Consider the following 11,058-nt stretch of genomic DNA (forward strand, 5'->3'; position numbering starts at 1 on the left):
GGCGGCCCGGTGCCCCGGCCGCCGCTCCGGGCCGAGGGGGCTCAGCGCAGCGCGTCGAGCTGGTCGAGGAACCACCGCTGCGGCGGCAGCGCGGTCGCCGCGGCGACCAGCCGCTTGGTGCGGTCGGCGCGCTCCCCGGCGGGCATGCTGAGCCCGGCGTGCAGCGCCTCGGCGGTCGCGATGACGTCGTACGGGTTGACGCCCAGCGCGTCCTCGCCCAGCTCGGCGTAGGCCCCGGCCTCGCGGGAGAGCACCAGCGCGCAGCCCTCGTCGGAGACCACCGGCACCTCCTTGGCGACCAGGTTCATGCCGTCCCGGATCGGGTTGACCAGGGCCACGTCGGCCATCCGGTAGGCGGCCAGCGAGCGCGCGAAGTCGTCGTCGACGTGCAGGATCAGCGGCTGCCAGTCGGGCGTCGCGAACTCGTCGGTGATCTCGGCGGCCAGCCGGCGGACCCGGTCGGTGTAGTCGCGGTACTCGGCGAGGTCGGTGCGGGACGGGTAGGCGAAGGCGATGTGCACCACCCGGTCGTGCCACTCGGGGCGGGTGCGCAGCAGGTGCCGGTAGGCCAGCAGGCCGCGGACGATGTTCTTGCTGAGCTCGGTGCGGTCGACCCGGACGACGGTGCGGCGCCCGCCGACCGCCGCGCGCAGGACGGCGAGCCGCTCGTCGACGTCCGGGCGGTGGGCGCGCTCGCGCAGGAAGTCCGCGTCGGCGCCGAGGGCGTGCACGCCGAGGACGGTGGTGCGCCCGGCGTGGGTGACGGTGAGCGCCTCGCGGTCGACCTCGGCGCCCAGCAGGGCCTCACAGCAGTCGGCGAAGGCGAGCGCCCAGCGGCGGGTGAGGAACCCGGCCCGGTCGGCGCCGAGGACCCCGGTCAGCACGGCCCCGGCCACGTCGTCCGGCAGCAGCCGGAAGTACTCGGGCGGCGCCCACGGGGTGTGCGAGAAGTGGCCGATGCGCAGGTCGGGGCGGGCGGCGCGGAGCAGTGCCGGGGTGAGCGAGAGGTGGTAGTCCTGCACCAGGACGGCGGCGCCCGGGGCGGCCTCCGCGGCCAGGGCGGCGGCGAAGGCCGCGTTGTACTCCCGGTAGGCGGCCCACTCGGTGCGGAAGTCCTCGTCGAAGGCGGGCGCGGTGGGTGTGGCGTACAGCAGGTGGTGCACGAACCAGAGGGTGGAGTTGGCGACGCCGTTGTAGGCGCGCGCGAAGGTCTCCGGGTCGATGTCGAGCATCCGTACGGCCTGGCCCCCGACGTCGTGCCCGGCGCGGTCCAGGCGCCCGTCCGGGGCCTCGCGGGCGGCCCGGCGGTCGGCCTCGCCGAGGGCGGCGCAGACCCAGACGGCGTCGGGATCGTCGATCGCGGACAGGCCGGAGACCAGGCCGCCGCCGCCGCGCCGCAGGGTCAGCGTGCCGTCCGCCGCGGCGCCGAACGACACCGGTCCCCGGTTGGAGGCCACCAGCACGGGGGCGGTGCCGGTCGGACTCGAACGTTCGGTCGTGAGATCGCCCATGGTTGGAACCTTGCCGGGGGGCGGGGTCGGCAAACGCTCAGAGCACCGGGTGGCGGCCGGTGTACTCGGGGACGGTGTGCATCGGGGGCCGCTCCAGGGCGGTCACCGGGTGGCTGTGGGCGGTGAAGGTACGGGTCAGCGGATCGCGGGTGAACTGGGTGAGCAGCGGGTGCACCAGGTCGGCGGAGGCCTTCAGCCGGTGGGTGCGGTCGAGCCGCTCCAGGGCCGTGCGGTAGATGGTGGCCGCCATCCGTCCGAGCGCCTGGCCGTCCTGGTGGCGGTGGTGGCGGACCCCGACGTCGACCTGGGCGAGGGCGTCCAGACCGGCGGTCTCCAGCGCGTCCACGAGCAGGCCGAGCTCGACGCCGTAGCCGGTGGGGAACGGCAGCCGCTCCAGCAGCGAGCGGCGGGCCGCGTACTCGCCCCCGAGCGGCTGGACGAAACCGGCGAGTTCCGGCCAGTGGAGGTTGAGCAGGGGGCGGGCGACCAGTTCGGTCACCCGGCCGCCGCCCGACGGGATGACCGTGCCCTCCCCCGCGGCGGAGCCGCTCGATGTCACCTCCAGCGGCCGGTCGTACATGGCCTTGACCAGCTGGATCCCGGGATCGGTGAGCAGCGGGCCGACGATGCCCGAGACGAAGGCGGGGTCGAACTCGCGCAGGTCGGCGTCGACGAAGCAGACGATCTCGCCACGGGTGACCAGCAGCGAGCGCCAGAGCACCTCGCCCTTGCCGGGGGCGGCGGGCAGCCGCGGCAGGATGTCGTCGCGGCGCACCACCCGGGCCCCGGCGCCGGCGGCCGCGGCGGCGGTGCCGTCCGCCGAACCCGAGTCGACCACCACCAGCTCGTCGACCAGCGGCAGGCGCTCCATCAGCTCGCGCCGGATGGTGCGGACGATGTCGCCGACCGTGGCCTCCTCGTCCAGGGCGGGCAGGACCACGCTGACGGTGCCGGCGCGGCCGGCCGCCCGCTTGGCGTCCAGCAGGGTGCGCACCGGACGGTCGGCCGCGCTCCAGGAGCGGCGGCGCAGCCAGGACGCCACCTCCGGGAGGAGCTCGGGTGTCGGTTCGGCGGGCACGGGCACACTCCTGAGGATCGCTGACTCTGCTCGGGTGAAACGGTCCATCTCGCGTGGCGGACGGTCCCTTTCGGCATTGACGCCTTCGGATACAGTCTTCGTACAGCGGTCGGACCTTCGCACGCCGGGGTCACCGCTGAGCAGGACCACAACTTCACAGAGCTCATCCAGAGGGACTGAGGGAACGGCCCGTTGACGTCCCGGCAACCTTCTCGCGCGGCTGTCGTACAGGCCCCGGCGGGACAGGTGCCAATTCCGGCCCGTGGCGCGCCCGCGTCACGGGGAAGATGAGGAGAGAGGCCTCCGCCATCATGGCTATCGACACTGCCGCACCCGTCAGCACCGTTGACCTCGGCCCCGCCGCCGCGCTGTCCTGTCGCGAGTGCGGCACCCGGTTCCCGCTCGGCCCCAGCTTCGCCTGTCTGGAGTGCTTCGGTCCGCTGGAGATCGCGTACGACTTCGGGAGCGAGGCCGCCGAGGAGCTGCGCAAGCGGATCGAGTCCGGTCCGGCCTCCATCTGGCGCTACGCCCCGCTGCTGCCCGTCCCGGCCGACGTCGCCTCGAAGCCCAACCTGAACCCCGGGTGGACCCCGCTGGTGAAGGCGGACAACCTGGGCCGCGAGCTCGGCTTCACCGCCCAGCTGCACATCAAGGACGACTCCGGCAACCCGACCCACTCGTTCAAGGACCGCGTGGTCGCCTGCGCGATCGAGGCGGCGCGGGCCTTCGGCTTCACCACGCTCTCCTGCTCCTCCACCGGCAACCTGGCCGGCGCGGTGGGCGCGGCCGCCGCCCGGGCCGGCTTCAAGTCCTGCGTCTTCATCCCGCACGACCTGGAGCAGGGCAAGGTCGTCATGGCCGGCGTCTACGGCGGTCAGCTGGTCGGCATCGACGGCAACTACGACGACGTGAACCGCTTCTGCTCCGAGCTGATCGGCGACCCGGCCGGCGAGGGCTGGGGCTTCGTCAACGTCAACCTCCGCCCGTACTACGGCGAGGGCTCCAAGACGCTGGCGTACGAGATCTGCGAGCAGCTCGGCTGGCGGCTGCCGGAGCAGATCGTCATCCCGATCGCCTCGGGCTCCCAGCTCACCAAGATCGACAAGGGTCTGCAGGAGCTCATCAAGCTCGGCCTGGTCGAGGACCGCCCGTACAGGATCTTCGGCGCCCAGGCCGCCGGCTGCTCCCCGGTCTCGGCCGCGTTCAAGGCCGGCCACGACGTGATCCGGCCGGTCAAGCCGGACACCATCGCCAAGTCGCTGGCGATCGGCAACCCGGCCGATGGCCCGTACGTGCTGGACATCGCCCGCCGCACCGGCGGCGCGGTCGAGGACGTCACCGACGCCGAGGTGGTGGCCGCGATCAAGCTGCTGGCCCGCACCGAGGGCGTCTTCGCCGAGACCGCGGGCGGGGTCACCGTCGGCGTGCTGAAGAAGCTCGTCGAGACCGGTCAGCTGGACCCGGCCAAGGAGACCGTCGCGATCAACACCGGCGACGGCCTGAAGACCCTGGACGCCGTCTCCGACGCCGGCATGACCACCGTCATCCGGCCGTCGCTGGAGTCCTTCCGGGCCGCCGGCCTCGCCTCCGTCTGACCTTCCCCGCCCCGCTCCGCCCCCCAGCTAGGAGAGCCACCGCCATGAGCGCCAACGTCCGCATCCCCACCATCCTGCGCACCTACACCGGCGGCGCCGCCGAGGTGACCGCCGAGGGCGCCACCCTCGGTGAGGTCATCGCCGACCTGGAGAAGAACCACGCGGGCATCGCCGCCCGCCTCCTGGACGACACCGGCAAGCTGCGCCGCTTCGTGAACGTGTACGTCAACGACGACGACGTGCGCTTCGCCGAGGGCCTGGCCACGGAGATCAAGGACGGCGCCGGCGTCTCGATCATCCCGGCGGTGGCCGGCGGCTGCTGAGGCCCCGGTGACGGTCGGGCCTCTCGGCCGGGTCGGCCCTCTCGGCCCGGTCGACCTCGTTGTCCGGCCGGCTCGACCGGCCTGACCGGCCGGTCGCTCCGATTGGCCTGATCGATGCGGTCCGCCGGCCCGGTGCATTCGGCCGGTTCGGTTCCGTTCGACCTGTTTGACCTGTTGAGCCGTCTTCACGTCCGGAATTGCACTCTCCGGACGTGAAGGCGGCTCGTCGTATTGCGGCGTGAATTTTTAGTCGCCCCGGTCGGAGTAGAGTTTCGCCCGGAGGGGAACGGGGCGCCCCCGCCCCGTCCGGCGGGCGAGACCCGCGTCCGCCCCGAAGCCGTGAATCATGTCAGGCGGATGTCAGAATTCATGAGGGGATTTGGGTAATTCGCCCGCCATGTCCGGGACGGAATGCCGAGTTCACCCGGTTCTGGCCCGACCTGTCCCTTGATGGACCGAGCGAATTCGTATCGGCTGGGCCTGTTGCAGAGGGCGTCTATCCGGATACATTCAGCCGCGGTCGACGCAATCACCCGTTCACCGGAGTCCGTCCGGGGCCCGGCCGGGGATCGCGGTGTGCAGGGCTGCGCTCAGGGGGGGTTCCCCGGGCCGGCCTCAACCAGACCCGGGCCCGCAGACCTGCGGGCGCGTGAAGGGCCAGCACAGCACTAGGGGAGTTCGGAATGGCTCAGGGCACCGTCAAGTGGTTCAACGCGGAGAAGGGCTACGGCTTCATCGCGGTCGACGGTGGTGCGGACGTCTTCGTCCACTACAGCGCGATCCAGATGGACGGCTACCGCACCCTTGAGGAGGGCCAGCGGGTCGAGTTCGAGATCTCTCAGGGACAGAAGGGCCCGCAGGCGGACATGGTCCGCGCGGCGGTCTGAAACCTTCCGGCTCCAGGAGTTCGGCTCGGCCCACCGGCTGGTGGACCTCTCGCTTCGCGACGGGCCCGTACGTATCGGCGTACGGGCCCGTCGGCGTGTCCGGGGTGCCTCCGCCCCCGGGCCCGCGCGGTGTCGGGGAGGCGCCCGGCGCGGGCCCCGTCGACGGTCGCGCGGCGGGGCGGGAGGGCCTCCGCGGCGGGGCGGGAGGGCCTCCGTGGAGGGGCGGGCGCGGCTCGCGGGATCGCCGATTGGGCTTGCACTCGCCACCCCAGAGTGCTAATCATTGGCGTTAGCACTCACAGCTTGAGAGTGATAAGCGGACCGGGTCGGTGAGGCCCCAGGGAGCGGTAGGGGAATGGACCCCCGCACACCAGGGCCGTCCGTCGCGGGCACCCCTTGGTCCGAGCAGTCGACCGTGTCCCGGAGGACCACTTCAGATGGCCAAGATCATCGCCTTTGATGAGGAAGCTCGCCGCGGCCTTGAGCGTGGCATGAACCAGCTCGCCGACGCAGTGAAGGTCACGCTCGGCCCCAAGGGTCGCAACGTCGTGCTGGAGAAGAAGTGGGGCGCCCCCACGATCACCAACGACGGTGTCTCCATCGCCAAGGAGATCGAGCTCGAGGACCCGTACGAGAAGATCGGTGCGGAGCTCGTCAAGGAGGTCGCCAAGAAGACGGACGACGTCGCGGGTGACGGCACCACCACCGCCACCGTGCTCGCCCAGGCGCTCGTCCGCGAGGGTCTGCGCAACGTCGCCGCCGGCGCCAACCCGATGGCCCTGAAGCGCGGTATCGAGAAGGCCGTCGCCGCCGTCTCGGACCAGCTGCTGGCCCAGGCCAAGGACGTGGAGACCAAGGAGCAGATCGCCTCCACCGCCTCCATCTCGGCCGCCGACACCCAGATCGGCGAGCTCATCGCCGAGGCCATGGACAAGGTCGGCAAGGAAGGCGTCATCACCGTCGAGGAGAGCAACACCTTCGGTCTGGAGCTCGAGCTCACCGAGGGCATGCGCTTCGACAAGGGCTACATCTCCGCCTACTTCGCGACCGACCTGGAGCGCATGGAGGCGACCTTCGAGGACCCGTACATCCTCATCGCCAACTCCAAGATCGGCTCGGTCAAGGACCTGCTGCCGCTGCTGGAGAAGGTCATGCAGAGCGGCAAGCCGCTCGTCATCATCGCCGAGGACGTCGAGGGCGAGGCCCTGTCGACCCTGGTCGTGAACAAGATCCGCGGCACCTTCAAGTCCGTCGCCGTCAAGGCCCCGGGCTTCGGCGACCGCCGCAAGGCCATGCTCGGCGACATCGCCATCCTCACCGGTGGCACCGTGATCTCCGAGGAGGTCGGCCTCAAGCTGGAGAACGCCGGCGTCGACCTGCTGGGCACCGCCCGCAAGGTGGTCATCACCAAGGACGAGACCACCATCGTCGACGGTGGCGGCGACAGCGACCAGGTCGCCGGCCGCGTGAACCAGATCCGCGCCGAGATCGAGAACAGCGACTCGGACTACGACCGCGAGAAGCTCCAGGAGCGCCTCGCCAAGCTGGCCGGCGGCGTGGCCGTCATCAAGGCCGGCGCGGCCACCGAGGTGGAGCTCAAGGAGCGCAAGCACCGCATCGAGGACGCCGTCCGCAACGCGAAGGCCGCCGTCGAGGAGGGCATCGTCGCCGGTGGTGGCGTCGCGCTGCTGCAGGCCGGTGTCGCCTTCGACAAGCTGGAGCTGGACGGCGACGAGGCCACCGGTGCCAACATCGTCAAGGTCGCGCTGGAGGCCCCGATCAAGCAGATCGCGACCAACGCCGGCCTGGAGGGTGGCGTCGTGGTGGAGAAGGTGCGCAACCTCCCCGCCGGTCACGGCCTGAACGCCGCCACCAACGAGTACGTCGACCTGGTCGCCGAGGGCATCATCGACCCGGCCAAGGTCACTCGCTCCGCGCTGCAGAACGCCGCCTCCATCGCGGCGCTGTTCCTCACCACCGAGGCCGTCATCGCCGACAAGCCGGAGAAGGCCGCCGCGGCCGCCGGCGGCGGCATGCCGGGCGGTGACATGGACTTCTGATCCCGCTTCCACGGGATCGGACGAGTCTCCGATCGCACGGGCGGTTCCCTCCGGGGAGCCGCCCGTGCGGCGTTTCCGGGGTGGCCCCGGAGGGGGCCCCGGGGCTTGGGTGCTCCTGGGGGTGGGGCTTCGGCGGTGGGGGCCGTGGCTCCGGCCGTGGGGGCGGGTGGTGCGGGGTTTGGGAGAATGGGCGGATGGCTGCTGACGACGACATCGAGACCGCCCTGCACAACGCGAGGGCGCTGATCCTCGCGGACCTGACCGCCCGGGACGCGGCGGACGCCGCCGTGGTGTCGCTGGTCGAGCAGGCCGTGACGCATCGGCGCTGGTGGCTGGAGCAGTGGCCGGACGGCACCGAGTACGTGCTCGGGCTGGTCGCCCAGGACGTCCAGGACGCGCTGCTGGAGTCGCACGGCCGCTGGCCGCTGTGCGCCGCCTGCACGGCCGACGGTGACCCGCACGCGCTGAGCGTGGAGCCCGAGCTGGGCCCGGAGCCGCACTGGGTCTGCGGCAAGGAGGGCAAGGTCGTGGCGCCGGTCGGGCAGCTGACGTAGCCCCGTCGGTCGGTCCGGCGCCCTGCCCGCGCCCGCCCCCGCCCCCGCCCCGTTCGGGGCGGGGGCGTTCGTCGTCAGGCGGATTCCAGCCGGGCGAGTTCGGCCGCGAGGTTGGTACGGGCGGGGCCGTCGAAACGGGCCAGGGCGGTGGGCGTGCGGTACAGCGCGGGGAGCGCGAGCAGCTGGCGCAGCACCGCCGCGCGCCCGGCGCGGAAGTCCGGCTCCGGCACGAAGGCGTACTCGGCGCGCACGGCGGCCGCGTACGCGCCGTACGCCTCCGGGGTGCCCCCGAGCACGGCCAGGTCGGCGTCGCAGAGCACCTCGCCGTCCCGGTCGCCGGGCTCGGGGTGGTGGGTGACGGTGAGCAGGACCAGCCGGGCGACCTCGGCGACCAGGGTGCCGGGGAGGCCTGCCTCGGCGAGGGCCCGTTCGGCGAGGGCGGCGCTGCGCTCCTCGTTCTCGGAGCGGTCCGGGCGGTAGACGGCGTCGTGGAACCAGGCGGCCAGCCGGACGGCGTCCGGGGCCTCGGCGTGCCCGGCGAGCGTGTCGACGTGACCGAGCACCGCCCGCAGGTGGGCGGTGGTGTGGTAGTGGCGCTGCGGCTCGGACCAGCGTCGCAGCAGCTCGCGGCCGTACGGCTCGGGGTCGACGCGGGCGCCGCAGCGGCGGAGCAGGGCGGTCCAGGCGTCGAGGAGGTCGGCGGGGTCGGTTGGGGCGATGGCGGGGGCGGTGGCAGCGGGGCTGTCCGGCGTGTCGGGGTGGTCGGCGGAGGTCGGCATGGCGACATTCTGCTGTGCGGGGCCGAAGGGTTTCCCGGGACCTCCGCGATCTCCTTGCGGTGGTTCGGCGGTTCCTGTGGACTGGATATGCCGTTGGACGATATATATAGACGCATGACTGAACGTGCCATGCAGGAGCCGACGCTGCTCCTTCTCACCGCACTGGCCGATGCGCCCAGACACGGCTACGCGCTCATCCAGGAGATCGCCGAGATCTCCGGCGGCCGGGTCAGGATGCGGACCGGAACCCTCTACGGGGCGCTTGACCGGCTGCTCCAGCAGGGCCTGATCGAGGTCGCCGCCGAGGAGATCGTCGACGGCCGGGCCCGGCGTACCTACGCGCTGACCGAGGGTGGCCGTGAGGCCCTGGCCGGGGAGGCCGAGCGGCTGCGGATCGTCGCGGCCGAGGCCGAACGGCGGCTCTCGGCCGGCTCCACCCCGAGGGCGACGCGTACCTCGGGGACCACGAGGACCAGGGGGGCCTTCGCGTGATCGAGGTCAGTTTCGCCTTCCGGGCCGCGCTGCGGCTCTATCCGGCCAAGTACCGCCGCGAGCGGGGCGAGGAACTCGCCGATGTCTTCGCCGAGGCCACCGAGGGGGCCGGTCCGCTGGCCACCGTTCGGGAGGCGTCCTCCCTGGGCGCGTACGGGCTGCGTATGAGTCTGGGTCTCGCCCCCACCTCGCCGGGAGGCCGGATCGCGGCACTGGCCGCGCCGATGGTGGCCGGGGCGATCGCCGGGATGGTCGTCGGCCCGTGGCTCGTCGAGCCGAAGATCGCGTACTTCTGGCTGACGCAGCGGCCCGGGAGCTCCGGCCTGGCGCTGTACGCGCTGACGCGGGCCCTGGTGGCGTTGCCCCTCCTGCTGGCGGGGGCGGCACTGCTGGGCCGCTGGACGGCCGTGCGGGTGCTGGCCGCGGCGGTCTCCGTCGCCGCGGTGGCCGATTTCCTGATGATCGCAATGGAGTCGCCCGCGAGCTGGTGGGCCGGCTTCACATTCGCCAGTGACCTGCCGTTCGTCCTGGCGGGCCTGTTGGTGCTGGCCGCGCCCGTGGAGCTGGTGGAGGCCTCGACCCGGCGCTCCCGGATGGCGGTGCTGGCGGCGGTGGCCGGCGGGCTGCTGCTGGGCGTGATGCAGGGTCCGTACATGATCCAGCTCTCCGGTGACCGGGGCTGGGCGGCGGTCCTGCTGGCCGGTTCGCTCCTGCTCGGGGTCTCGATGTGGCGCGACTGGGAGGTGCCGGCGGCCGTCGGGCTCGCGACCCTGCCGCTGACGGCGGGCTTCTGCCTCTTCGTCGTCTGGGACCAGGCCGGTGTGGGCGGCCGGCTGCTTTCGCTGGTCGCGATGGCGGGGCTTGCCGTGATGGTGCCGGCGCTGGTCCTGCTGCGCAGGGGCGCGGTGCCGTCGTTGAGGGGCGGGGGTGTGCGCACGACCCGGTGACGGGGCTCGGCCGGGTGGGCGGACGGGGTGATCGGAGGACCGGTCGGCGGGGCGCTCCTGGCGGTGATCCGTGGGGCGATCCGAGGGGCGATCGGCGCGGGGGCTCGCGAGGGGACCGGGATTGTGGCAGATTGGTCTACATGTCTAGACCAATCTTCGAAGTCATCGCGCTGACCACCCAGGATGCCCAGGCGGCCGAGTCGGGTGGCGCCGACCGGCTCGAACTGGTCACGGACATGGCCGCCGACGGGCTCACCCCGTCCGTCGGGGACTTCGCCGAGATCCGCGCCGCCGTGGACATCCCGCTGCGGGTCATGCTGCGCATCCGCGACGGGTTCACGCCCGGCGACCTGGACGAACTGTGCGCCCGGGCCACCAAGCTGCGCGCCGAGGGTGCCGACGAGTTCGTCCTCGGGTTCCTCGATGCCGAGGGGGCGGTGGACCTGGCCGCCACGGAGGCCGTCGCCCAGGCCGTGGCCGGCTGCCGCTGGACCTTCCACCGGGCGATCGACCACAGCGTAGACCGGGCCGCCGTGCGTGCGGCGGTCGGCTCACTGCCCGGGTTGGACACCTTCCTCACCTCGGGTGCGGCGGGTGGCGTGGACGCGGGCCGCGAGGTGCTGCTGGCCGAACTGGCCCGCGCGGGGGAGCCCGGGTACGGCCAGCGGATCCTGATCGGCGGCGGCCTGCGGGCGGAGCACGTCCCGGACCTCCGGGCGGCCGGGTTCGACGCCTTCCACGTGGGCGGTGCCGTACGGGCCGACGGGTGGCGGTCGCCGGTGGACGCGGGCAAGGTCGCGCAGTGGCGGGCTTTGATCGACGGCTGACGGGT

General features: G+C 72.6%; 11 protein-coding genes and 1 riboswitch. Of the genes, 8 read left to right on the top strand and 3 right to left on the bottom strand.

The features are described from left to right. Positions 1 to 41: 41 nt before the first annotated feature. The gene (locus tag ACWEQL_RS15710; protein ID WP_452150800.1) at positions 42 to 1,511 is read right to left on the bottom strand and encodes an alpha,alpha-trehalose-phosphate synthase (UDP-forming); all 1,470 of its coding nucleotides are present in this window, start codon (positions 1,509 to 1,511) and stop codon (positions 42 to 44) included. A 37-nt stretch (positions 1,512 to 1,548) separates the two neighbouring features. Continuing rightward, positions 1,549 to 2,589, bottom strand: a complete 1,041-nt coding sequence (locus ACWEQL_RS15715; protein WP_452150801.1) for a glucosyl-3-phosphoglycerate synthase — start codon at positions 2,587 to 2,589, stop codon at positions 1,549 to 1,551. A 160-nt stretch (positions 2,590 to 2,749) separates the two neighbouring features. After that, positions 2,750 to 2,883, top strand: a riboswitch (SAM riboswitch). Positions 2,884 to 2,900: 17 nt separating this feature from the next. On the opposite strand from ACWEQL_RS15715, the gene thrC reads away from it, so the two are divergent. The 5 genes from thrC (at position 2,901) to ACWEQL_RS15740 (ending at position 8,008) form a co-directional block, all read left to right on the top strand. Further along, positions 2,901 to 4,184 carry a threonine synthase gene (thrC, locus tag ACWEQL_RS15720; RefSeq protein WP_452150802.1) on the top strand — a complete coding sequence of 428 codons (1,284 nt, stop codon included), beginning with the start codon at positions 2,901 to 2,903 and terminating at the stop codon, positions 4,182 to 4,184. A 44-nt stretch (positions 4,185 to 4,228) separates the two neighbouring features. Continuing rightward, positions 4,229 to 4,507: a MoaD/ThiS family protein gene (locus tag ACWEQL_RS15725; protein ID WP_452150803.1), complete on the top strand. Its 279-nt coding sequence runs from the start codon at positions 4,229 to 4,231 to the stop codon at positions 4,505 to 4,507. A gap of 683 nt (positions 4,508 to 5,190) precedes the next feature. Further along, entirely contained in the window at positions 5,191 to 5,394 is a 204-nt protein-coding gene (locus ACWEQL_RS15730; protein ID WP_030289665.1) for a cold-shock protein, read from the top strand. Between the two features lie 437 nt (positions 5,395 to 5,831). After that, on the top strand, positions 5,832 to 7,454 hold the full coding sequence (groL, locus tag ACWEQL_RS15735; protein ID WP_452150804.1) for a chaperonin GroEL: 1,623 nt from the start codon (positions 5,832 to 5,834) through the stop codon (positions 7,452 to 7,454). A gap of 194 nt (positions 7,455 to 7,648) precedes the next feature. Then, the gene (locus ACWEQL_RS15740; RefSeq protein WP_452150805.1) at positions 7,649 to 8,008 is read left to right on the top strand and encodes a hypothetical protein; all 360 of its coding nucleotides are present in this window, start codon (positions 7,649 to 7,651) and stop codon (positions 8,006 to 8,008) included. A gap of 74 nt (positions 8,009 to 8,082) precedes the next feature. On the opposite strand, the gene ACWEQL_RS15745 is transcribed toward ACWEQL_RS15740, so the two are convergent. Further along, the gene (locus ACWEQL_RS15745) at positions 8,083 to 8,787 is read right to left on the bottom strand and encodes an HD domain-containing protein (protein WP_452150806.1); all 705 of its coding nucleotides are present in this window, start codon (positions 8,785 to 8,787) and stop codon (positions 8,083 to 8,085) included. Positions 8,788 to 8,901: 114 nt separating this feature from the next. Between ACWEQL_RS15745 and ACWEQL_RS15750 the strand changes: the two genes are divergently transcribed. The 3 genes from ACWEQL_RS15750 (at position 8,902) to ACWEQL_RS15760 (ending at position 11,053) form a co-directional block, all read left to right on the top strand. Then, positions 8,902 to 9,279, top strand: a complete 378-nt coding sequence (locus ACWEQL_RS15750; RefSeq protein WP_452150807.1) for a PadR family transcriptional regulator — start codon at positions 8,902 to 8,904, stop codon at positions 9,277 to 9,279. Further along, positions 9,276 to 10,226 (top strand): hypothetical protein, encoded by a 951-nt coding sequence (locus ACWEQL_RS15755; RefSeq protein WP_452150808.1) that lies wholly within the window; start codon positions 9,276 to 9,278, stop codon positions 10,224 to 10,226. The genes ACWEQL_RS15750 and ACWEQL_RS15755 overlap by 4 nt, the downstream gene beginning before the upstream one ends. A 140-nt stretch (positions 10,227 to 10,366) precedes the next feature. Then, a complete protein-coding gene (locus ACWEQL_RS15760; protein WP_452150809.1) occupies positions 10,367 to 11,053 on the top strand; it encodes a copper homeostasis protein CutC in 687 nt (228 codons plus the stop codon). The last annotated feature ends 5 nt before the right edge of the window (positions 11,054 to 11,058 follow it).

The sequence above is a fragment of the Kitasatospora sp. NPDC004240 genome (assembly GCF_053603215.1).